The organism is Microbacterium sp. M, from assembly GCF_045181065.1.
GTDB lineage: Bacteria > Actinomycetota > Actinomycetes > Actinomycetales > Microbacteriaceae > Microbacterium.
In genome coordinates, this window is sequence record NZ_CP173721.1 from 3,672,275 (window position 1) to 3,693,640 (window position 21,366).

Annotated in this window: 26 protein-coding genes and 1 pseudogene; 16 read left to right on the top strand and 11 right to left on the bottom strand. The window is 67.2% G+C overall.

Translation table 11 applies throughout. From position 1 onward, the window contains the following. Together ACI7YT_RS17820 and ACI7YT_RS17825 are read right to left on the bottom strand one after the other, a co-directional pair. Positions 1-1,704 (bottom strand): ABC transporter substrate-binding protein, encoded by a 1,704-nt coding sequence (locus ACI7YT_RS17820; RefSeq protein WP_406247459.1) that lies wholly within the window; start codon positions 1,702-1,704, stop codon positions 1-3. Positions 1,705-1,887: 183 nt separating this feature from the next. Next, entirely contained in the window at positions 1,888-2,253 is a 366-nt protein-coding gene (locus tag ACI7YT_RS17825; protein ID WP_406247460.1) for a cupin domain-containing protein, read from the bottom strand. A 112-nt stretch (positions 2,254-2,365) separates the two neighbouring features. Between ACI7YT_RS17825 and ACI7YT_RS17830 the strand changes: the two genes are divergently transcribed. Then, on the top strand, positions 2,366-2,875 hold the full coding sequence (locus ACI7YT_RS17830; protein WP_406247462.1) for a single-stranded DNA-binding protein: 510 nt from the start codon (positions 2,366-2,368) through the stop codon (positions 2,873-2,875). 96 nt (positions 2,876-2,971) lie between these two features. After that, positions 2,972-3,382, top strand: coding sequence for a (deoxy)nucleoside triphosphate pyrophosphohydrolase (locus ACI7YT_RS17835; RefSeq protein WP_406247464.1), 411 nt, complete (start codon positions 2,972-2,974; stop codon positions 3,380-3,382). 9 nt (positions 3,383-3,391) lie between these two features. Here the strand turns inward: ACI7YT_RS17835 and ACI7YT_RS17840 are convergent, their stop codons facing one another. Beyond that, complete coding sequence (locus ACI7YT_RS17840) at positions 3,392-4,279, bottom strand: HNH endonuclease (RefSeq protein ID WP_406247466.1); 888 nt, start codon at positions 4,277-4,279, stop codon at positions 3,392-3,394. A gap of 86 nt (positions 4,280-4,365) precedes the next feature. Here ACI7YT_RS17840 and ACI7YT_RS17845 point away from each other — a divergent pair, with 86 nt between their 5' ends. Continuing rightward, positions 4,366-4,689 (top strand): nucleotide pyrophosphohydrolase, encoded by a 324-nt coding sequence (locus tag ACI7YT_RS17845; RefSeq protein ID WP_406247468.1) that lies wholly within the window; start codon positions 4,366-4,368, stop codon positions 4,687-4,689. Continuing rightward, a complete protein-coding gene (locus ACI7YT_RS17850) occupies positions 4,686-6,413 on the top strand; it encodes a DNA/RNA helicase domain-containing protein (RefSeq protein WP_406247470.1) in 1,728 nt (575 codons plus the stop codon). Before ACI7YT_RS17845 ends, ACI7YT_RS17850 begins: the two co-directional genes overlap by 4 nt. Positions 6,414-6,640: 227 nt before the next feature. Here ACI7YT_RS17850 and ACI7YT_RS17855 read toward each other — a convergent pair whose 3' ends face one another. Further along, the gene (locus ACI7YT_RS17855) at positions 6,641-7,210 is read right to left on the bottom strand and encodes a TetR/AcrR family transcriptional regulator (RefSeq protein WP_406247472.1); all 570 of its coding nucleotides are present in this window, start codon (positions 7,208-7,210) and stop codon (positions 6,641-6,643) included. Between the two features lie 75 nt (positions 7,211-7,285). Between ACI7YT_RS17855 and ACI7YT_RS17860 the strand changes: the two genes are divergently transcribed. After that, positions 7,286-8,281: an SDR family NAD(P)-dependent oxidoreductase gene (locus tag ACI7YT_RS17860; RefSeq protein ID WP_406247474.1), complete on the top strand. Its 996-nt coding sequence runs from the start codon at positions 7,286-7,288 to the stop codon at positions 8,279-8,281. Positions 8,282-8,362: 81 nt separating this feature from the next. Continuing rightward, positions 8,363-8,749 (top strand): VOC family protein, encoded by a 387-nt coding sequence (locus ACI7YT_RS17865; RefSeq protein ID WP_406247476.1) that lies wholly within the window; start codon positions 8,363-8,365, stop codon positions 8,747-8,749. 3 nt (positions 8,750-8,752) lie between these two features. Here the strand turns inward: ACI7YT_RS17865 and ACI7YT_RS17870 are convergent, their stop codons facing one another. Next, positions 8,753-9,214, bottom strand: coding sequence for a hemerythrin domain-containing protein (locus tag ACI7YT_RS17870; RefSeq protein ID WP_406247478.1), 462 nt, complete (start codon positions 9,212-9,214; stop codon positions 8,753-8,755). A 241-nt stretch (positions 9,215-9,455) separates the two neighbouring features. Here ACI7YT_RS17870 and ACI7YT_RS17875 point away from each other — a divergent pair, with 241 nt between their 5' ends. From ACI7YT_RS17875 to ACI7YT_RS17885, 3 genes and pseudogenes are all read left to right on the top strand, one after another. Further along, complete coding sequence (locus tag ACI7YT_RS17875; protein WP_406247480.1) at positions 9,456-9,944, top strand: pyridoxamine 5'-phosphate oxidase family protein; 489 nt, start codon at positions 9,456-9,458, stop codon at positions 9,942-9,944. Between the two features lie 234 nt (positions 9,945-10,178). Then, a pseudogene (locus ACI7YT_RS17880) lies at positions 10,179-10,277 on the top strand (DUF2510 domain-containing protein); the annotation flags it as partial. 417 nt (positions 10,278-10,694) lie between these two features. Then, positions 10,695-11,120 carry a G5 domain-containing protein gene (locus ACI7YT_RS17885; protein ID WP_406250623.1) on the top strand — a complete coding sequence of 142 codons (426 nt, stop codon included), beginning with the start codon at positions 10,695-10,697 and terminating at the stop codon, positions 11,118-11,120. 106 nt (positions 11,121-11,226) lie between these two features. Here the strand turns inward: ACI7YT_RS17885 and ACI7YT_RS17890 are convergent, their stop codons facing one another. Together ACI7YT_RS17890 and ACI7YT_RS17895 are read right to left on the bottom strand one after the other, a co-directional pair. Beyond that, positions 11,227-12,414 (bottom strand): MalY/PatB family protein, encoded by a 1,188-nt coding sequence (locus ACI7YT_RS17890; RefSeq protein WP_406247482.1) that lies wholly within the window; start codon positions 12,412-12,414, stop codon positions 11,227-11,229. A 101-nt stretch (positions 12,415-12,515) separates the two neighbouring features. After that, entirely contained in the window at positions 12,516-12,746 is a 231-nt protein-coding gene (locus ACI7YT_RS17895; protein WP_406247484.1) for a DUF2188 domain-containing protein, read from the bottom strand. A gap of 109 nt (positions 12,747-12,855) precedes the next feature. Between ACI7YT_RS17895 and ACI7YT_RS17900 the strand changes: the two genes are divergently transcribed. Both ACI7YT_RS17900 and ACI7YT_RS17905 read left to right on the top strand, forming a co-directional pair. Next, positions 12,856-14,379 (top strand): ATP-dependent DNA ligase, encoded by a 1,524-nt coding sequence (locus ACI7YT_RS17900; RefSeq protein ID WP_406247487.1) that lies wholly within the window; start codon positions 12,856-12,858, stop codon positions 14,377-14,379. A gap of 30 nt (positions 14,380-14,409) precedes the next feature. Beyond that, complete coding sequence (locus ACI7YT_RS17905) at positions 14,410-14,808, top strand: nuclear transport factor 2 family protein (protein ID WP_406247489.1); 399 nt, start codon at positions 14,410-14,412, stop codon at positions 14,806-14,808. On the opposite strand, the gene ACI7YT_RS17910 is transcribed toward ACI7YT_RS17905, so the two are convergent. From ACI7YT_RS17910 to ACI7YT_RS17920, 3 genes are read right to left on the bottom strand one after another with little or no spacing between them, the layout of a single operon-like run. After that, positions 14,792-15,196: a YrdB family protein gene (locus tag ACI7YT_RS17910; RefSeq protein WP_406247490.1), complete on the bottom strand. Its 405-nt coding sequence runs from the start codon at positions 15,194-15,196 to the stop codon at positions 14,792-14,794. The two genes, ACI7YT_RS17905 and ACI7YT_RS17910, sit on opposite strands and share 17 nt — an antisense overlap. A 28-nt stretch (positions 15,197-15,224) precedes the next feature. Continuing rightward, on the bottom strand, positions 15,225-15,533 hold the full coding sequence (locus ACI7YT_RS17915; RefSeq protein ID WP_406247492.1) for a hypothetical protein: 309 nt from the start codon (positions 15,531-15,533) through the stop codon (positions 15,225-15,227). An 8-nt stretch (positions 15,534-15,541) separates the two neighbouring features. Beyond that, positions 15,542-16,459: a hypothetical protein gene (locus ACI7YT_RS17920; protein ID WP_406247494.1), complete on the bottom strand. Its 918-nt coding sequence runs from the start codon at positions 16,457-16,459 to the stop codon at positions 15,542-15,544. A gap of 194 nt (positions 16,460-16,653) precedes the next feature. Here ACI7YT_RS17920 and ACI7YT_RS17925 point away from each other — a divergent pair, with 194 nt between their 5' ends. The 4 genes from ACI7YT_RS17925 (at position 16,654) to ACI7YT_RS17940 (ending at position 20,036) form a co-directional block, all read left to right on the top strand. After that, a complete protein-coding gene (locus tag ACI7YT_RS17925; protein WP_406247496.1) occupies positions 16,654-16,947 on the top strand; it encodes a hypothetical protein in 294 nt (97 codons plus the stop codon). Beyond that, on the top strand, positions 16,944-18,596 hold the full coding sequence (locus tag ACI7YT_RS17930) for a hypothetical protein (RefSeq protein ID WP_406247498.1): 1,653 nt from the start codon (positions 16,944-16,946) through the stop codon (positions 18,594-18,596). Before ACI7YT_RS17925 ends, ACI7YT_RS17930 begins: the two co-directional genes overlap by 4 nt. Then, positions 18,593-19,105: a hypothetical protein gene (locus ACI7YT_RS17935; protein WP_406247500.1), complete on the top strand. Its 513-nt coding sequence runs from the start codon at positions 18,593-18,595 to the stop codon at positions 19,103-19,105. The genes ACI7YT_RS17930 and ACI7YT_RS17935 overlap by 4 nt, the downstream gene beginning before the upstream one ends. A 91-nt stretch (positions 19,106-19,196) precedes the next feature. Further along, the gene (locus ACI7YT_RS17940) at positions 19,197-20,036 is read left to right on the top strand and encodes an alpha/beta fold hydrolase (RefSeq protein WP_406247502.1); all 840 of its coding nucleotides are present in this window, start codon (positions 19,197-19,199) and stop codon (positions 20,034-20,036) included. A gap of 46 nt (positions 20,037-20,082) precedes the next feature. Here the strand turns inward: ACI7YT_RS17940 and ACI7YT_RS17945 are convergent, their stop codons facing one another. Beyond that, complete coding sequence (locus ACI7YT_RS17945) at positions 20,083-20,721, bottom strand: MerR family transcriptional regulator (protein ID WP_406247503.1); 639 nt, start codon at positions 20,719-20,721, stop codon at positions 20,083-20,085. A gap of 71 nt (positions 20,722-20,792) precedes the next feature. Between ACI7YT_RS17945 and ACI7YT_RS17950 the strand changes: the two genes are divergently transcribed. Beyond that, positions 20,793-21,296: a DUF4188 domain-containing protein gene (locus ACI7YT_RS17950; protein WP_406247505.1), complete on the top strand. Its 504-nt coding sequence runs from the start codon at positions 20,793-20,795 to the stop codon at positions 21,294-21,296. Positions 21,297-21,366: the final 70 nt, after the last annotated feature.

Consider the following 21,366-nt stretch of genomic DNA (forward strand, 5'->3'; position numbering starts at 1 on the left):
TCAGCCCTTCGCGGGATCCTTGAGACCGATGATCGTGAGGTCGGTCATGCTGGTGCTCGGGTTGTAGCCGGCGATGTTCTCACCGGGGAGGAAGATCGCCTTGCCGAAGACGAGCGGTGCGATCGGCGAGAGACCCATGATCTCCTCGTCGAGGTCGCCCCACGCGGACACGGCTTCGTCGGCCGGCAGGGCGCCGATCTCGTCGATGCGCGCGTTGATCGTCGGGTCGTTGATCTGGGCGAGGTTGGAGTTGCCCTTCTCGGTGATGTTGCGACCGTCGAACAGCGGCGGGATGATCGTGCTCGCACTGGAGGCCCAGTCGGGGCACCATCCGGTGATGGCGGCGTCGTGCTGCTGGGAGGGCGTGCCGATGGTCTCGTAGTAGACCGAGGTCTCGATCACGTTGAGGTTCACGGTGACGCCGATCTTCTTCAGCGCCTCCTGGATGGCCTCGGCCTGCGCCTGCATGAGCGGCTGGGAGCGGATGTCGAGGGTGAACTCGAATCCGTCGGCCAGCCCTGCCTCGGCGAGGAGCTCCTGCGCCTTGTCAGAGTCGCCCTTGTCGCCCTCGGTCTCCCAGAGGTTGAAGTCCTTGAAGCTGCTCACGGTCGGCGGGATGATCGAGTACGCCGGGTCGGCGAGCTGCGTGCCGCCGCTGGCGTTGACCAGGGCGGAGCGGTCGATGGCCCAGTTGATCGCGTCGCGCACCTTGACGTCGTCGAACGGCGCCTTGGTGGTGTTGAGCCCCATGTAGGTGGTGCAGTAGGCGTCGGCCGTGATCGCGCGCTCCTGGAGCTCCGGCGTCTGGATGCGGGGCAGACTCGCGGCGCCGATGGTGCCGGAGATCGCGTCCTTGTCGTCACCCTGGCCGGCGATCATGCGCTCGTCGATCGTGGCGCCGTCGATGCCGATCTCGAACTCCCACTCGTCCGGGTAGGCCTTGCGGACCTCATCGGTGGACTCGTCCCAGTACTCGTTGCGCTCGAGGCGGATCAGGCTGCCTGGCGTGTACTCGGCGAGCGTGTACGGGCCGGAGGCGATGACGTCCTTGATGAACTCGTCGCCGGCGCCGGTGCCCTCGGGGAACGGGACGGCGTTGGGCTGGGCGAGCACGTTGTCGAACTCGGGGAACGGCTTCTTCAGGTGGAAGACGATCGTCTTGTCATCCGGGGTCTCGATCGTCGGCAGGTCACCGGACACGTACGGTCCCTGGTAGCCCTCGGGGGCGTCGATGGTCTGGCGCAGGTACGGGGAGCCGATGCCGACCTGGGGGTCCCAGGTGCGGGAGATTCCGAACTTCATCTCGGCCGACGTGATGGGAGTGCCGTCGTCGAAGAAGATGTCGTCCTTGAGCGTGTAGGTCCATGTCAGGCCGTCGTCGGAGACTTCACCGAGCGACTCGGCGAGGTCGGGGACGATCGCGTTCGGGTCTTCCGCGTCGCCGGCGGCCTGCATGGTGAGGCCGCGGTAGATCAGGCGGTAGAACGCGTTGACGCCGCCATCGAAACCGCGGGACGGATCGAGATAGGAGAAATCGGCGTTCTGCAGCATGTGGACGGTGCCACCCGTCTGCGGGTCGCCGGAGCCGGATCCCTGGGAACCCTGGCCTGCTTCGCCTCCGCCGGCAGAGCAGCCGGCGAGGAGAAGGACGGATGCGGTCGTGGCTGCGATGAGCCCCACGAGCCTCTTCTTCTTGGTGGTCACAGGACCTGACCTTTCTGTCGGTAGCGCCTTTGCGTACGGTTCCAATGGAACAGCATGACAGTGCAATGTACAACTGTACTGTCATGAAAAGTTCTACCGGAGATTCGTCGGAGGTCGTGATCTCGTAACGAGATCGTCACATCGCGGTGGTCGAGTTCCGCAGAAAGACGCGGGTTTCGAGCGTCAGCCGAGTTCGCGCAGCGGCGAGGTGCGGTCGCCTCCGGCATCCCCCGTGTTGACCGTGCCCTGGGGTTCGAACAGGAGTGCTTGCACCTCGGCGTCGGCCTTCGGGCAGTGCTCGACGCCCTTCGGGACGACGAACACGTCGTTCGGCCCGAGGACGACATCGCGGTCGCGGAGCTGGATCGTCAGCTCGCCGCTGAGCACCATGAAGAGCTCGTCGGTGTCGGGGTGCGTGTGCCAGACGAACTCGCCCTGCAGCTTGACCACCTTGACGTCGTAGTCGTTCACGCTGGTCAGGCGATGCGGCTGCCAGTGCTCGGAGATCGCGGCGAGGGCGGTGTCGATGTTGCGTACGTCGGTGGTCATGGTTCGAGGGTATTCGGGTTCGATGTCGGCCCGGCGGCGTACGCTGAGTTCACCTCACCGACGAGGCAGTCTCGACACGAGATGAAGAACATACGGAACCGGAGTGAAGAACATGAACGAGACGATCATCACCGTCGTGGGGAATCTGACCGCTGAGCCCGAGCTGCGCCAGACGCAGGGTGGGGTCGCGGTCGCGAGCTTCACTATCGCTAGCACGCCGCGTAGCTTCGACCGGCAGGCTAACGAGTGGAAGGACGGCGACGCCCTCTTCATGCGCTGCTCCGCCTGGCGCGATCTCGCGACCAACATCACCGGCTCGCTCACCAAGGGCATGCGCGTGATCGCCAGCGGGCGGCTGCAGCAGCGCGAGTATCAGGACCGCGAGGGCAACAACCGCGTCAGCATGGAGCTGCAGATCGACGAGATCGGTCCGTCGCTGCGGTACGCGACCGCGCAGGTGACGCGTGGAGAGCGGTCGTCGAGTGGCGGACAGTTCGGTGGCGGGCAGAGGCAGGATGTCGCGGCGCCGGCGCCGGCCGGTGCCGCGACGAGCCCGAGCACGGCGGATGGATGGGCAGCACCCGGGCAGAGCTGGTCAGGGGCGGACGAGACGCCGTTCTGAGCCGATGCCCGAGCGTTATCACGGGCACCCTCGGCCCTTGACCAAACCGCACGGGACGCCTGCGTGTAACTAGGCTTCGAGCAAGCCGTCGAGTTGATGGGGCATCGCGTGAAAAGGCATATCAGCGTCGTTGGAGCCGTACTGATCCGTGATGGCGCGGTGCTCGCGGCCCAACGCAGTCCGTCCATGTCGTTACCGGGGAAGTGGGAGTTCCCCGGCGGGAAGATCGAGCCCGGTGAGTCTCCGCACGAAGCATTAGTTCGCGAAATACGAGAAGAACTACTTTGCAGGATCTCGGCTGGTGGACTCGTAGACACGACGACCCACGAGTATGAGTTCGGCGTTGTCACTCTCACTACGTATTACGCGGCGATCGTCGATGGCGAACCTCGCCTGACCGAACATGCTTATCTCCGGTGGGTCCCATTCGCCGAGCTTCAACTGCTCGATTGGGCACCCGCAGACATCCCCGCCGTCAATCGCATAATTCGCGACCATTCCGCCTAGGCGCGACCACTACGCCGCAAACAGTGCGTACTTCTCGGCCAACCGGTCCCTCGAGGGGTGATCCGCCTGGCGTCGCGGCAACGTCAGCGGTCGCCCGTGCATATCCTGGAGCCCATGTCGAAGCATCGGCCCATCAACTTCTTCGAGGAGGTCTCGGTCGATCCGGACTTCGTAGTCGGGGGTAATGCCTAGGAGGTTCTGGTCGTAGGACGCGTGATGGATCTTGCAAAGCGCCAGCCCGTTGGTCACTTCGGCGACGCCCTCAGCCTGCGAGTCCGCAATGATGTGCGCGGCATCGAGCAGCTCCGCATGCTTGAGGTTGCAAATGGCGCACGCGCTTTCGTAAGCACGGAGCACTCGGGCACGGAACATCGGCTGGTGAAGGCGCGTCTTAACAAGACGCTCCGCATATCTCCGCTCATACTCCTTGAGGTGAAGCGGGTCTTCGAAGAGGCGGAGGGATTCATCGAGAGCGATACTTACGGTGCGCTGGGCGGGGTCGTCATGGACGATGTACGCCGGATAGAAGGCCACGAAGTAGCCCGGTCTCACCCCAAGGAAGTAGACCAGAGGGTCAGCACGCTCGAAAGCGCGCAGCAGTTTGACGTTGTCTCCACCTTCGCGCGACTGGTAAGAGTACGTGACCAGCCCTTCGGGACTGATCCCGTCTGAGTACTCCGTCTTCTTCGAGCTCGTCATGATCGTCAAAGTTGAATCGAAGTCCGCCGGGTTCCGGATGCCACGGCCGGTATCAAGCAGCGGAATCCGCTGCCCGTTGAACCTGTAGTTGATCAGCTCCTCGCGGCTGAACTCGTAAGCGCCCGCACGGCGTCGCGCATCGAGCCAGCGAAAGACATCTTCTCGAACTGCGTCTTGTTCTGCGCGCGGCCGGTTCACGCTCTCAACATATCTGCATCACGGGGAGCTGCGGTCGACGCCACCGATCGCCCGCACTGCCTCATCTGACTGCTACCGTCACTCCCATGCCGTCCCCCTCAACCACCTCCGCTCTCCGCGCGTTCGTCGCCACCCGCGACTGGGACCACTTCCATACCCCGGAGAACCTCGCGAAGAGCATCAGCATCGAGGCCGCCGAACTCCTCGAGCTGTACCAGTGGACCGACAACCCCGACCAGCAGCAGGTGGAAGACGAGCTCGCCGATGTCGTCAGTTACTGCATCCATCTTGCGAACAGGCTCGGAGTCGACCTCGACGAGATCGTCATGAACAAGCTCGCGAAGACCGAGCGGAAGTATCCCGTCGAGCAGAACCAGGGCGTCATCAACAAGCACGAACCGCAGGCATGACCAGCATCCGACGCGTGCAGTTCGAAAGAGCGCACGTCGATGCCTGGGCCGCGCAGGACCCGCAGCACACGAACTGGCCCGTCGTCTACGTCATCGACGGGGACACTCGCCCCAGGAAGCTCTACGTCGGCGAGACGACCCGCGCGCACAAGCGCATCCGGCAGCACCTCGACGGCCCGAAGCGGAATGAGGGCCTCAAGAGCATCCGCGTCGTGGTCGATCCGAGGTTCAACAAGTCCGCGTGCCTGGATCTCGAGTCGCACCTGATCCGCTGGTTCTCGGGCGACGGGCAGTACAGCATCCTCAACGGCAACGACGGGCTGACCGACGCGGACTACTACGACCGAGCCCTGTATCGCGAGTCGTTCCGCGACGTGTTCGAGGCGCTTCGCGCGGAGGGCCTGTTCAGCCGCAGCATCCCGCAGATCGAGAACTCCGACCTGTTCAAGCTGTCGCCGTTCAAGGCGCTGGGCGACGACCAGGCGATCGCGATCAGCGACATCGTCGAGGGCCTGCTGACCGACCTCGCCGACCCGGCCGCGCGCTCCACGCTCGTCGTGCAGGGCGACCCCGGTACGGGCAAGACGATCATCGCGATCTACCTGATGAAGCTGCTCGCCGACATCCGCGACTTCGAGCACCACGACGATGTCGAGCCGGATTCGATGTTCTCGGAGTTCTTCGTCCCCGAGAACCGCGAGCTCCTGAACGGGTTCCGCATGGCACTCGTGATCCCGCAGCAGTCGTTGCGCGAATCGATCAAGAAGGTGTTCAAGAAGACGCCCAAGCTCGATCCGTCGATGGTGCTCACGCCGTTCCAGCTCGGCGAATCCTCCACCTCATACGACCTGGTGCTCGTCGATGAGACCCATCGGCTCGGACAGCGCGCGAACCAGGCATCCGGCGTGCAGAACAAGAAGTTCCGCGAGATCAACATCGACCTGTTCGGTGCGGACGACCCGACCCGCACGCAGCTCGACTGGATCAAGAAGCGCAGCCGCCACCAACTGCTGCTCGTGGACGGCGCGCAGAGCGTTCGGCCGCATGACCTGTCGCCTGCGATTCTGGATGCTGAGTTGCGCGCCGCTCGCGATGCCCACCGCCACTACCGACTGACCACCCAGATGCGGGTGCGCGCGGGAGCTGACTATGTGGAGTTCGTCCGCTCGGCGCTGCGCGGAGAGGATCCCGTGCCAGCGGACCTCGGCGACTACGACCTGCGCTTCTTCGACGACCTCGGCAAGATGCGCGCGGCGATCCGGGAGAAGGATGCTTCGGCGGGCCTCTCCCGCCTCGTCGCTGGCTACGCGTGGGACTGGAAATCGCGACGGGATGCTTCGGCCTACGACATCGAGCTCGACGGCGAGCGCATGCGCTGGAACAGCACGGACAAGGACTGGATCAATTCACCCGGCTCGCTCGAGGAGGTCGGGTCGATCCACACCGTGCAGGGCTACGACCTCAACTACGCCGGCGTGATCATCGGACCGGACTTACGAGTCTCCGCTTCGGGGAAGATCATCGCCGATCGTGAGGCATACCGCGACAAGAAGGGCAAGGAGAACACCGGGCACCTCAAGGACGCCTTCGGCGACGAGGATCTGCTCGTGTTCATCCGGAACATCTACGGCGTGCTGCTGACCCGCGGGATCCTCGGGACGTACGTGTACGTGTGCGATCCGGGGCTGCGGGAGAGGTTGCGGGGCGTTCTAGCCCGTCGTTGATTGTTGCGACGCCGTCACAACAATTGCCGTGTCGGTCTGGCGGCATCGCGTCACTGGAGCCGACCTCGCACCTCACAATTGTCGCGACGTGTCACGACAATCTGTGCGTGCGCCATCTTCGGGGATATGCGCCTGGCGCGGACGTATGTGGCGGAGTCATCCGATGATGCTGCACATCTCCGAAGTTGATGTCCGCGCGCTTCGACAAGTTCAGCGAGTTATGGAAGCTACGCCGCAATCCCCCGCATGAGCACCCGCACGACAGCATCCACCTGCTCCGCCCCGAGCACCTTCCCCTGAAGAGCCGCGTACGAAGCCATCGCGACGAACTGATCAGCGATCACCTCGGCATCCACATCCGACCTCACCTGGCCGGCTGTCACAGCCGAAGCCAAACGCGAAGACACCCACCCACGGATCGGCGCTGCCAGCTTGTCATTGAGAGCCAAACCCAGCTCGGCATCCGTCGCTGTCACGGCGATCAGCGCACGCGCGAGCGCCACGCCATCGACATCCCCGAGGGCAGCGGACATCGCCGAGAACCACGCCCGCAGGTCGGCCTCGAGGTCGGCGGTGTGCGGCAGCGCGACATCCGCACCGGGCAGCGCACCCGACAGCAGCGCCTCCCCCAGGATCGCCGCCTTCGACGGCCACCACCGATAGATCGTCTGCTTCGAGACTCCGGCCGCCGCGGCAAGGCCCTCGATCGACACCGACGAGTAACCCTCATCCACGAGCGCAGCACGCATCGCCGCCAGCACCGCCTGGCGCGCCTGTTCACTACGAGGTCTCGGCACGCTCACAGGCTACCGAGGAGTACCCTGGGAAATAAGTAGACGCACCGTTGCGAAATACCCGAGCAAGGAGAAGACATGGCCCTGACCGCACACTCCACCATCGGCGAGTGGCTGAACGATCCGACCGGCGGACCGATCATCCGCGGCCTGTTCGAGAAGACCGGCGCTGACCCCGAGGTCCTCACCCCCGTCCTCGGCCTGCCCCTCCAGCAGCTCGTCGCCATGAGCCAGGGTGCCCTGCCCCAGTCCGTCGTCGACGACCTGGTCCGCACCGCGAACGGCGGCGAGATCCCCGAGGATGCCGAATCCACCGGCTGGACCGAGAAGCCCACCAGCGGCCGCTTCGCTGGCAAGACCGTCATTGTCACGGGCGCGGCATCCGGAATCGGCAAGGCCACGGCATCCCGCATCGCACGCGAAGGCGGACGCGTCATCGCCGCCGACATCTCCGCCGACCGGCTCGAGGCCCTCAAGGCCGAGCTCCCCGACGTGATCACGGTCGCCGGCGACCTCACGAAGCAGGACGCCATCGACGCCGTCATCGCCGCCGCCGGCGAGCGCATCGACGGCCTCGCCAACATCGCCGGCATCAACGACGACTTCTCCCCCGCAGGTGAGACGACGGATGCCGTGTGGGACCGCGTCATCGCCATCAACCTCACCGCACCGTTCAAACTCATGCGCGCGGTCCTGCCTCTGATGGAAGCCGCCGGTTCCGGCGCGGTGCTCAACGTCTCGAGCGAGGCGGGCCTGCGAGGCAACTCGTCCGGCAACGCCTACACCGCGAGCAAGCACGGCATCATCGGCGTCACGAAGTCAGCGGCGTTCATGTACGGACCGAAGGGCATCCGCGTGAACTCGGTCGCTCCGGGTGGCGTCGCCACCGGCATCCCGATGCCGCCGAACATGTCCGAGTACGGCTCCGCTCGCCTGGCGCCGTTCCAGCAGGCGATCCCGACCGTCGCGACGGCGGAGCACCTCGCCGCCTCGATCACGTTCCTGCTGTCGGACGACGCCGTGAACATCAACGGCGCGATCCTCGCCTCGGACGGCGGCTGGTCGGTTCAGTAAACCCCGGATGCGCGGGGCGATGGTCCTCGCCCCGCGCATCCCCCCTTGTTCGGGCGCGGACCCCGACTTACGCTGTCCCGCATGTTGAAGATCGTGTCGATCGTGATCCGCGTCAGCAACCTCCCCGCGCAGTCCCGTTTCTGGCAGGCCGCGCTCGACTACGTCGAGCGGGATCCGGCGGACGAGGACTGGGTCGTCCTCACACCGCGTGATGCAGACACCCCCTGCATCTCCCTCGATGCGCGTCATTCCGAGCGCGTCCTGCCGCCACGTATCCACCTCGACATCTACGCCGACGACCAGGATGCCGAGGTGCGTCGACTCACCGAGCTCGGCGCACGCGAAGTGCACTGGGACAACCTGCCCGCCGATGCCGACTACGTCATCATGGAAGACCCCGAGGGCAACCGCTTCTGCATCGTCGATCGTCCCGACTGGTCGGGTTGGGCGCCGCAGCCAGGTCGCTGACGGTCACAACGGCCCGAGCACCCGTTCCGGATCGGCATCCAGCGCCAGCGCCTCGAGCACGGTGAGCAGTTGCCGCTCTTCGTACCGGAAGTGGCTCTCCATGATCGCGGCGATGCCCTCCAGGTGTCGCGCCAGTTCGGCCGACGAAGCGGCCGACGCCACCGCCGCCTGCATCCCGTTGATCAGGTGCCCGATCATCGAGTGATCCTGTTCCAGCTTCCGCAGCGTATCCCGCAACTCCGGATGCGCGGCTGCGATGGCCGGGAACAACTCGCGATCCTCGCCCTCGTGATGCCCCGTCAACGCCGTGCAGAACCCATGGCAGAACAGCAGCAGATCACGACCCGGTGGTTCGCCGGAGGCCAGAGCCTCCTGGGTGATCGACAACGCCGCTCGCAGTCGCCGATGCACGGCACGCAGTTCATCGCTCCAGGCGATGAGCCTGGTGTTCTCGCCCTCAGTCACGTGAGGGCGAAGGGGTCGACATGTTCATCGTCGCTCTCCTTCGGGTCCCGCGCCTCCATATCTGGCACGGACTGCCACCGACACGCGACGCTTCCGCCACGCTAACAGACCGGCATCCCTCGTCGAATGACTCGGATGCGCCGGTAGCCGCTGTTCCTCCCACCCTCAACCCCCTCGGCGCATCTCCGCCGACCGGGCATCGTTGCGTGTGACACATCCAGTGCGAGAAAGGTGCGACACCATGACTGACACGATCGACGAGCGCAAGAAGGTCGCCGAGCTCATCAAGGACTTCCGCTTCGCCATGTTCGTGACCCGGCACACGGACGGCAAGCTGGTCGCCCATCCGCTCACCGTCCAGGAAGCGGACTTCGACGGCGACCTGTGGTTCCTCGTCTCGAAGCGGTCGGCCCCGGTGGCAGACCTCGCCGCCGACTCGGAGGCGAACGTCTCGTTCAGCTCCTCCGACTCGTGGGTCTCACTCTCCGGCACGGCCCGCCTCGTCGAGGATCGCCAGAAGATCGAAGAGCTGTGGAACCCGGTGGTGGAAGCATGGTTCCCCGACGGACCGGACGACCCCTTCGTCGGCGTGCTGAAGTTCACGGCCGAGTCGGCGGAGTACTGGGACAGCCCCGGCGGGAAGATCGCCACCGCCTTCAGCTTCGTGAAGTCGAAGCTCACGGGAGAGCAGTACGACGGCGGCGAGAACGCGAAGGTCGACCTCACGTAGCGCCGGCTTCGAGGCAGTGCAGGCTCCGGCATTCGACAACCGGCGCCCAGGGCGATCGGGCCTGCGTGGCTGCCGCACCGTCGCGACTGCATCCTTGAGGATCCACAACTCAGGCGAACCCGCCGCTGACGTAACGGTGCCAGCGCTTGCCCTTGAGGCCGGGAGCCGCTAGACACAGCAGAGACGCATTGACCCAACCGCGGCTAGTCACCTCGGAACCCGAGAGGCACACATATGTCGCAGCCCCCTGCCGCCTGGCATCCGGACCCTGAGAATCCGGCTCAACTTCGTTGGTGGGATGGAAATCAGTGGACAAGCGCGACCGCGCCGGTTCCCTCCACGAATGCCAATCCGCCCGAGACAGTGGGGGCTACGGGTCGGCCGGCACCTGCGAAGCGACGAAACGGTTGGCGCGCAGCCGCGCTCATCATCGGAGCCCTGGTCGTCGGAGGGCTGCTCGCGCGGGTGTCGCCCGTCGCGATCACCCTGACGGCGGTCGCGGCCATAGGCATTGCGTTGTTCGTTCTGTTTGTTCGCCCGGTTCCAACACTCGGGCTTCGCTCCCGCACGTCCGGCCTCGTTGCACTGGGGGTGGCCGCGCTGCTCGTTACCGGCGGCGGGGTCGCGAGCGCCAGCGCCGGGCCGGGCCAAAGCCCTGCTGCATCCCCGCCTCAGACGCTCGCTGACGTTGCTACGTCGGCCCCCGAGCCCGCTCGAACTCCCAGTCCCTCCCCGACCACGTTCGACACTCTGGCCGAGGAAGTAGCAGTGCCATACGCAGCGACCACGGTCGACGACCCGCAGCGCGACCAGGGGACGGCCACGCTGGTCACCACCGGTGTGAACGGTGTCAAGGTGGTCTCGTATCGAATCACACTGGTTGACGGCGTCGAGGTCTCGCGCGAGGTGGTGAGCGAGGTCACGAAGACGCCAGCGATCGACCAGGTGACAGCGCTAGGAAGCAAGGCCCCGGTCGCCGCCCCCGTACCACTTGTGCAACAGGGGTCTGGGACCTGCGACGCTAATTACGCCGATGCCTGCGTTCCTGTTGCCAGTGACGTTGATTGCGCCGGTGGCAGCGGTGACGGTCCCGCCTATGTGCACGGACCTGTGCGAATCGTGGGATCGGACCCCTACGACTTGGACCGCGACGGCGACGGCATTGCTTGCGATTAACTGAAGATTCATCGCCATCCGACCTTGTGAAGAGCGAGCCTGGGCTCCATCCGGAGACCAGGTCTAGGCGCTGATCTCCGATCAGGACTCGAACGACCGACCCGCGTCACTCCCGCCGAACGGCTGCCCCCATCGCCGCGAACGCCTCCTCGAGGATCGGCCGCGGGGTGGCGAACACCACGCGCACGTAGTCCTCGTACCCGCGTCCGAGCAGGCGCCCTTCGGTGAGGACGACCCCGGCGTGTTCGCGGAAGAACTCCGCAGGCGGGCCGGGGATGCCGAGGGCTTTCGTGTCGATCCAGCCGATGTACGTCGCCTCCGGTTCCCGATACACGGCGCCGGGCAGATGCTCAGACACCAGCGATCCGAGCAGCGTGCGCGAGCCGTCCAGATAGTCGATCACGCCGTCCAGCCACGGCTTCCCCGACCGATACGCAGCCGTCGAGGCCACCACACCCAGAGTCGCCGCGCCGTGCTGCACCGAGAACCCGAAGCCGCGGTAGAGCTGCTGATCCGCATCGTTCGAGGTGATCAGCTGCGCCGTCTTGAGACCGGGGATGTTCCACGCCTTCGACGCGCTCGTACCCGTGATCGTGTGGGCGGCCGTCGCCTCCGACACGGACGCGTACGGGATGAACGGCCGCCCATCGAACCGCAGCGGCGCGTGGATCTCGTCCGCGAACACCCGGCCGCCGTGCCGCTCGACGATCTCGGCGATAGCCTCGAGTTCGGCACGGTCGGCGACCGTGCCGGTCGGGTTGTGCGGGTTGCACAGCACGAGCGTTCGGGCCCCGGCGGCGAACGCCTCGTCGATGCGCTGCAGGTCGTGCTGCCACCGACCATCAACCTCGGTGCCTGGGACCTCGATCACGGGATGCCCGATCGTGGGCAGATATGTCAGGAACGGCATATAGGCCGGCGTCGGCACGATCACCGGCGAACCGGCGGGCGCGTACTCCTCGACCGCCACCCCAAGGACGGCCATGACGTCGGAGACGGCGTGCACGCGCTCGGGGTCGACGGCCCAGTCGTACTCGGCGCTCAGCCAATCGGCGGTCGCGGCACCCAGCTCCGCGGCCAGCGGAGGCGAGAGGTAGCCGAGGTTCTCCTCGTCGATCGCGCGGTGCATCGCCTCGGAGATCTCGGGCGCGACACCGAAGTCCATCTCAGCGACCCAGGCACCGATGCGCCCAGGATGCAGGCTCCACTTGCGGCTCTCCGGCCGGTCGAGCTGGAAGCGGGTCCTGGCATCGAACGGATGCAGGGCCGCGTCGGCGGTCTGGATCTCGGACACGCGGGACTCCTTCGCAAGCGGGAACACCCAATCTAAGGACGCCGCCGCGCATGCGCACGTCTCGTGTCCGCGGATGACGTGAACCGCCCGGAACGTCGCGCCTACTCGCCCATGAACTCCCGCGGATGCCGGTCATAGGCGTTCGCATCCGTCGACGGCCCTTCCTCGGTCCGCACGGTGTGCTGCACCTGGCGCGCCGCAGCCGCCCCGCGCCCGACCTTCACGGCCTCCGCCTTCGACGTGAAGCTGGTGCCCAAGGTGCGGGGCTCCCCCTCGATGCGGTTGAACCAGATGCCGTCTCGCTGGAACGTCTCGATATCGCCTGCAGCCATGCCGTATCCCTTCTCTCCCCATCATTCCTACGGCGGCATGCGACCAGTTGCGACCCCCTTGACACGAGATCCTGCACCGGATGTCGCACCCCGGTGCGACAATCTCCACATGAAGCTCTCCGAGCTCGTCGCCACCGCCGAAGAGGTCACCGCCACGTCGTCACGCCTCGCGAAGATCGACGCGCTCGCCCGCCTGCTCGCACGCGCCGAACCCGACGAGCTCGCTCCGCTCACCGGCCTGCTTCTCGCGAGCCCGCGGCAGGGTCGCCTCGGCGTCGGATGGCGCGGGCTCGCCGCCCTCGATATCACCCACGCCGATGAATCCACGCTGACGATCGCGGACGTCGACGAGGCGCTCGACGCACTCGCCTCGGCATCCGGAACCGGGTCGGCCGCCGTCCGCACCGCAGCGCTCATCGGCCTCGCCTCCCGCGCCACGGCCGCGGAGTGGGACTTCCTCGCCCGTGCGATGCTGGGCGAACTGCGCACCGGCGCCCTCAGCGGTGTGCTGCTGGATGCGATCGCCCGAGCATCCGACCGGCCGGTGGCGACCGTCCGACGGGCCGCGATGCTCACCGGCGACCTGGGTGAGACCGCGGTGCTCGCCCTCACCGGAACGGCCGACGACCTCGAGAACGTCGGGCTTCAGGTCGGTCGCCCGGTCCTGCCCATGCTCGCCTCCACCGCCGCGACGGCATCCGCAGCACTCGAGGTCACCGGCGAAGCATCCGTCGAGTACAAGCTCGACGGTGCGCGCATCCAGGTCCACCGGCACGGCGACGACGTCGGCGTCTACACACGCAGCCTCGCCGAGATCACGCACCGGGTGCCCGAGATCGTCGAGATCGTCCGCTCGCTGCCAGCGCAGGATCTCATCCTCGATGGCGAGACCCTGGCACTCGACGAGGACGGCGGGCCGCGGCCGTTCCAGCAGACCATGTCGCGCTTCGGCGCGGATGTCTCGCGCGACCTCGTCCTCAGACCCTGGTTCTTCGACCTGCTGCACGTCGACGGACGCGACCTCCTCGACGAACCGCTCTCGACCCGGCTTCAGGAGCTCGACCGCATCGCCGGCGAATGGCGGATGCCGGGGATCGTCACCGCCGACCCAGCGGCCGCCGAGCAGCTGTCGGTCGACGCTCTCGCCGCCGGACACGAGGGGGTCCTCGTCAAGGCGATCGACTCCCCTTACGCCGCCGGCCGCCGAGGGAAGTCGTGGATCAAGGTCAAGCCGGTCCTCACCTACGACCTCGTCGTCCTCGCTGCCGAATGGGGATCAGGGCGCCGCCGAGGCAAGCTCTCGAACCTGCACCTCGGCGCCTTCGACCCCGACGGCGAATTCGGCGACCCCGGCAGCTTCGTCATGGTCGGCAAGACGTTCAAGGGACTCACCGACGAGCTGCTGCAGTGGCAGACCGACACCTTCCCCTCCTACGAGACCGATCGGTCACCGTACGCGGTCTTTCTGCGCCCGGAGCTCGTCGTCGAGATCGCCATCGACGGCGTCCAGCAGTCGCCCCGCTACCCCGGCGGCATCGCCCTGCGCTTCGCCCGCGTGAAGGGGTACCGCCCCGACAAGACCGCCGCGGAAGCCGACACGATCCAGACTCTGCGCGCTCTGCTGCGGGGATGATCTGTCAGAGGCCCGACCTAGGATGCCGTCATGGATGCCGGACTCGCACTGCACGGACTCATGACCGCGATCGACGAGAAGCGCTGGGACGACCTCGCGTCGTACCTGCACCCCGATTTCGTGTGCCGCCTCGTGCACACCGGCGAGTCCTTCGACCGCGACCGGTGGATCCGATTCAACCGCGAGTACCCCGGATTCGAGCACCTGACCATCGAGGACTTCGTCGCGCAGGCGACTGAGGCCGCCTGCCGATCCCACGTCACCGGTCGCGGTGAAGACGGGATCGAGCACTTCGAATGCGCGAGCTTCGCGCAGATGCAGAACGGTCTCATCGTGCAGCTCACCGAGGTCTGGACGGACGTGGATCAGCAGGCACCCCCGGGCACCCGACCCGACCCGCAGTCGCCCCCTGCTACGCCCGCGTCCTGACGAATGTCGTGATGGCGACGTTCACCGTCACGACGACAGCGAACACGACGGCCGCCACCGGGTTGCCCAACCCCCACAGCGCCAGCACCCCGGCGCCGAACGCCACCGCTTTCACCCCCACGATCCCGATGACCGGCAGGCGAACGCGCGCCCGCGGCGCCGCGAACGTCCCCCAGAGCATGACGAGCGCCCCGACCGCGACGACGGCGATCAGGATCCGCGCCCACCACGGCACGTCGAGCAGCAGCGCCCACCAGGCGACGAACACGAGCATGGTGAGCTCGAGCACGAACGCGAGGACGGCGTTGAGCATGACGAGCTCACGGACCGGCGAGCGGTAGCGTGCCCACTCCGGTTCGAGCGCGGCGGGCGAGTCGACGGAGGGCACGGTTCCAGGATGCCTCGTGGGCTGCTCCTCAGCCAAGATCGAGCTGCGCCTTGCCGTCCCCCAGATAGAGGATGTCCACCGTCGCACCTTCCCGCATCTGCCTGAGCCGCTTCGCAGGGATCGTCTCGCGCCCGTCGACGATCTTCAGCACGCCGTCTTCCCGCCACGACGCCCGGTATCGGACGGTCACCGAGCCGGTCTCGCTCGTGCCGACGTGGCGCACCTCCTCCAGCCGGACGCGCACCCGCCGTCCGTGCGTGCGGAACCGACGGTCCCGGACGAACAGCGACACGACGAAGCCGATACCGGCGAGGAGGATCAGCAGCCCGATCAGCATCCCGCCCGTCACGACGTCACCACGGCATCCGTCGTGCGAGCCGATCGCTTCTCCAGCGCAACCCGCACGATCGAGCCGATCACCGCGATCAGCACCGCCAGCACGACCGGTCGCCACATCTCGGCGAGAACGACCGGGAACAGTTGCGTCGATGCCTCGGCCATCTCACGCAGATCGCCCTGCAGCGCCCGCATCCCGAGCCCGTATCCGATGGCCGTGAACAGTGCCGGCGTCACCCACAGCCCCAGCAGCGCGATCACCCACGCGATCAGCCGACTCAGCGGACGCACCCCGCACCACACCAGCGCAGCCCCGACGATGACCCCGGGCATCCAGAAGACGACAGTCGAGACGAACTCACCGGGGCCGGTCGGCCCGGCGAACGCCCCGAACCACCGCACCACCCAGGTTCCGAACGGCACCGCGGCGAGCGCGATCCCGAGAGACGCGACCGCGACCGAGCGGTGAGCCGTCATCCACAGCCCCAATTGAGCGAGCAGGGCCGCCACGATCGTTCCGCCGAGAAGACCTCCGAAGTACAGCGCCGCCCGGACGTCGCCCGCGCCGCCCCACAGGCCGAGCCCATCGGCGAGTACGCCGAAGCTCTGCACTGCGGCGGTCAGGTGCACGAGTGCGACCCCCAGCGCCGCCGGCCACAGCGCCACGGTGCGGCGCCGTCGCGCCACCCGCACGGCGAGCCCGGCGAAGACGCCGCCGAGCAGCACCAGGGAGAACAGGAGAGTCACATAGTACTGGCTGAGCGGCAGCAGCACGAAGGGCATAGCCTCCGGCAGCGTCTGCACGGCCCACAGGTTCTGCAGCGGCAGCGTGCCGGCGAGGATCCAGGGCAGCAGCCCGAGCACCGCCCCGACGACTCCGATCGCCAAAGCGAGGATCCGGTGGGACGCGCGCGGAGGTTCGGTCATGCACACACGCTGGCACAGGATGCGGGGAACACCGCGCTGCGACCGGCGAACGGCCGAGCGTGTCCCCGGGCAGAACTGCCCATTCCGCTTCCGGCACGATCTCCTAGGCTGAGTCTGCACGTGGCGCCGCCACGATCCGCCGGCGGACGTCGTCCGCCCTGTGCGAATTCGAACGAATACCGGGGGGTGTCTTCGTGACGGACGTAGCGATCTTCCACGCCGATCTCTCCGCGGCGGGGTCCGCCTTCTCGGAGGCGTCGCTCGATCTCCAGTTCGACATCACCTCGCTGATCGGGGATGACCCCGGCGTGGAGGCCCCGATCGGCCGGAACCAGCTGAGAGCGGAACTGAACCGGCGGATCGACGAGCTGCACGACGCCGTGTTCTCCTCCTGGGAGTCGGCGTCCGCACTCTCCTCCTCGGCCTTCGCCATCACGTCGAGGTACTCCGAACTCGACGAGGAGCTGTCCGGCGAGGGCAGCCCGTGACCCTGTCCTCGCCTTTCACCGGATATCCGCTCGAGCGCATCACCGGCAGCGTCGGCCAGATGTCGCTGTGGATCGATCAGTTCGACGTCGTGGCCGAGCATCTGGGTGCGGCGCGCAGCGCGTCCGCACGCGCGACCGGCCTGCCTGGCATGGGCAAGGCCGTGACGAAGCTGCGCACGGATGCCGTCGAGGTCCTGTCCGGCATCGGGCCGCATGTCGCTCTCGCGCAGACGCTGTCCTCGGTGCTGACCGCCTATGCCGCCGCGCACGAGACGCATGCCGGCAAGGCGAACTCGCTGATCGAGGAGATCGAGACGGCGCATGCGGCCTGGAAGGTGCTGAACGCCGCATCCGACCACGCCGGACGTGGCGCACTTGCCGCCTCATACGGCGACGACCCGGTCGCTCTGCAGGTGGCGGAGGATGCTGCGGCCGACGCGATCGCGGATCGCGAAACCGCGGAAGCCGCGCTCGACGAGCTGTGGGCGCGGTACGACCACCACTTCGGCGCCTGGGAAGAAGCGTACGACGCGGCCTTGCGCGGACTGCTCGCAGACCTCGGCACGCTTTCGTCGCTCGAGTCCCGAGACCTGCTCACCGACCTTCTCGCCGCGAACACCCCCGCGGACGTGCTCGCCCTGTGGCTGTCGAACCCCGAACTGCAGGAAGAACTGCTCGCCGCTCACCCGGAGATCCTCGGAGGGATGGACGGTCTCCCCGCGGCCGTACGCGTGCGCGCGAACCAGTCGAACGCGGACGACTGGATCGCGCAGGCGCAGGCGGAGCTGGCCGCGGCATCCGTGAGCGATGAGCGGGCGGCGTTCCTGGAGCGCGAGATCGCCTACCTCCGCCAGGTGCAGGAAGGGAACGTGCAGCTGTATCTCTACGATCGCGACTTCTCGCGCATCATCGAAGTGACAGGAGACCTCACGACGCCTCCGGATCGTGTGATCACGTATGTCCCCGGGACCTTCACGAGTCTCGACAGCTTCTACCAAGCACATGCGCAGCAGGTGGCCGGTGAAATGGTGCGCGCGGTGCCGGGCACCCTGGCGTTCGTCTACAAGGACGGCCTGTTCCCCGGCGAGAATCCCGAGGTCGGCGGCGCGAACCTGCTGCGCATCCTCGAGGCGAACGACCAGGCCCGCGCGGAAGAAGCGGGCGCCCAGTTGGCCCGGTTCGAGGCCGGGATGCGGACGGATCCGCTGTTCGCCGGCGCGGAGCAGGACGCGTTCGGACACAGCTGGGGCCTGGCGAACGTGACCAGCGCCGAAGTCGCCGGAGCCGATTTCGACAAGGTGATCTCGCTGTCCGGCGCAGGCATGCCGCCGGAGTGGACGCCTGATCCCGACACGGCATATGCCGACCTTTCATATGAGGACATCCTCCAGACCGGCCAGGATCTCGGGGCCGTATGGGACGGCAACAACCCGCGCTCCCATCCGGCCTTCGAGCACGGCGACTACTACGTCGGCCCCGATGACGAGGTGCTCGACGACGTCTCCGTGGGCAACGCCGGCGGCTACCCGTCGCTCTATATTCCGCCGAACCTCGTCGATGTGCTGATGAACAACCACAACCTGATCGCATCGGACGATCAGGACAACAGGGACGCATTGCGCGACATGGCGGATCTGGTGGCGCAATGAGGACACGGCGCGGAACGATCCTGGCGGTGGCCCTGACGGCGCTGGCGCTGACCGGCTGCGCAGAGAACGAGCCCGCCCCGGAGGAGACGACCATGATGACGTGGGAAGAAGCCAAGGCCGCGACGCAGGCGAGGGAGCTGGAGATCGCCGCTCTCGTCCCCGACGACGACGTCGTCAACATCGACCAGAACGCGAAGGGCGGTCTCTTCACCTGCGACGAGACGCAGCATCGCTGGAAGGGCATCACGACAGTGCGGCTCGTGCCCGGCGCGGATGCCGAGGCCCTCACGAAGGACATGGAGGAGCAGGTCGCCACGCTCTTCCCCGAGGGCGACTTCGAGGTGTCGAACCGCCGCGGCATCACCGACAAGTACGTGGCGACCGTGGAGTCACCGACGACCGGCGAGGGGTATCTGTTCGGCGAGGGTCAGCCGGAGACGATCGTCATCGACTCCTACTCCGTGTGCTTCACGCTGCCTGCGGGCACGTACCCGGGTGGCGATTTCTGAGGCGTGGGGCGCCGCCGCCTGGCAGGAAAACGACGGAACGTGTCGTCCGCCGCGCTGTCGGCAGCAGGCCCGCTCGCGACAGGATTCTCGCATGCCCCAGACCACCGAGACCGCCGTCCTCCGCCGCACCGTTCAGGTCGACGGACACGACGCCAGCTACCTGACCGTGCCCCAGGACAGCCCCGTCGTCCTGCTGCTGCACGGCACGTACTGGAGCCGGGTCTGGCTCCCCGTGCTCGACCTGCTCGCCGACGCGGGCCTCCGACCGATCGCCGTCGACCTGCCAGGACTCGGCCGCTCGGCGGGAGAGCTCGCCCCGGACACCGCCGAGGTGCCGGCGCTGGCCGCGTGGGTCACCCGCTTCGTGGACGCCCTCGGCCTCACCGGCCCGATCGCCGTCGTCGGGCACGACATCGGCGGTGCCGTCGCGCAGCATCTCCTCATGGCCGGCGACCTGAACGTCGAGCGCTTCGCCCTGGCCAACTCGGTCACCTACGACTCCTGGCCCGTACCCGGCGTCGCTCGGTTCCGTGACCCCGAGGTCGTGGCGGCGGTCACCGCCGAGGAACTGCTCACCGCCCGCCGCCAGGCGGTGACCGCCGCGCTCGCCGGCGCTGCGACCGAGCCGCTCGTCACGGAATATCTCGACCCGTGGACCGAAGCGCGCGTCCGGCGCTCCTGGATGACGCTGGCCGGCGCCGCGGACAGCCGCTTCACGCTCGAGCTCATCCCCGCCCTGCGGGAATCCCCCGTCCCGAAGCTGCTCATCTGGGGAGAGGACGACGCGTTCCAGCGCATCGAGTACGCCGAGCGGTTCGCCGCCGAGATCCCGAACACGCGGCTCGTCCGCATCCCCGGCGCCGGTCACATCCCGATGGAGAACGCCCCGGACGCCGTCGCCGACGCGCTCGTCGAGTTCCTCACGACGTGAACGGCGCTCAGGGAAGACAGATGTCGGTTCCGGATGCCGAGAACCGTCATCTGTCTTCTTTCACGGCGCCGCGAGAGATCTCAGACCCGAACCGCTCCGCCGACGCGACCTGCTCGGCGACCCGCCGCAGTGCGAGCAGCAGCGGCTCCACGAGCACCGACCCGAGCACGACGTAGCGCACGGCCGCCTCGGCGGATTCGGTCGGAGTGGCGGCGACCTCGGCATCCGCCATCGCCCTGATGCTCTGCAGATACACCGGCAGGACCCCATCCGGCACCTCGAAGCCCGCACGCTCGAGCCCGTCCAGAGCCCGCGCCACGTCGCCGAGCACGTCGGGGTCGCACGCCCCCGGCTTCCATCCGAGCCCCGCGACGAGGCGCTCGGCGGCGTCCACCGACACGCCCTCGTCCGCCGGGCGGGTGATCGCGGCGTGCGCAGCACCGAGCAGTTCATGCGGGCTGGACGGCGGATCGTCGAGCGCCCCCAGCACGCGACGCGTCTCGGCGACGCTCACGCCGGCATCCAGCAGCGCCCGGATGACGCCCAGCCGCTGCACGTGCAGCGAACCGTACGCCGCCTGGGTGGGCGCGCTGCGCTCCCCCTCGGGGAGCAGTCCCTCGCGCAGGTAGTACTTGATCGTCGGCACGGTCACGCCGCTCTGCGCCGACAGTTCGGAAATCCTCATGGCCACCTCTTGACATCGATAGTACTGCTATCCATTATGGATAGTGACGCTATCCAATCGAGGAGGACACCATGTCACGCATCATCCGTGGGCGCATGACCCACCGCTACGACGGCGAACTGGTCGTGTTCCACATCGGCATGCAGATCAACCGCTGGTGGCGGCCCGACCTCTGGCTGCCGGCTTTCTTCTCCATGCCGCGGATGCTGAAGGAGCTGTCCCTCGACTCCGAATCCGGCTTCCTCGGCTACGAGCTGCTGTTCGGCGGCGGCGGCCCGTACGTCGTGCAGTACTGGTCGTCGGTTGAAAAGCTCTACGCCTACGCATCCACGCCCTCGCAGGCGCACCGCCCGGCCTGGACCCGCTTCAATCAGGCTGCTCGGAAGGCACCGGGAGCCGTCGGCGTCTGGCACGAGACGTTCCTGGTCGAACGCGCCGAGACTGTCTACGTGTCGACCAGGCCGATGGGGCTGCCCAAGGCCACCGAGCTCGTCCCGGTCGGCCGGCGTCAGGATCGCGCCGCCGCACGCTTCGCCGAGGGCAGGACGCGACACACCGAGCCCGCGGCATCCTGATCCTGACCCGCCGCGCCCGCGAGAAACCATCTCCGCCGCGAGAAACCACCCCGTCAGTGATTTCTCGCGC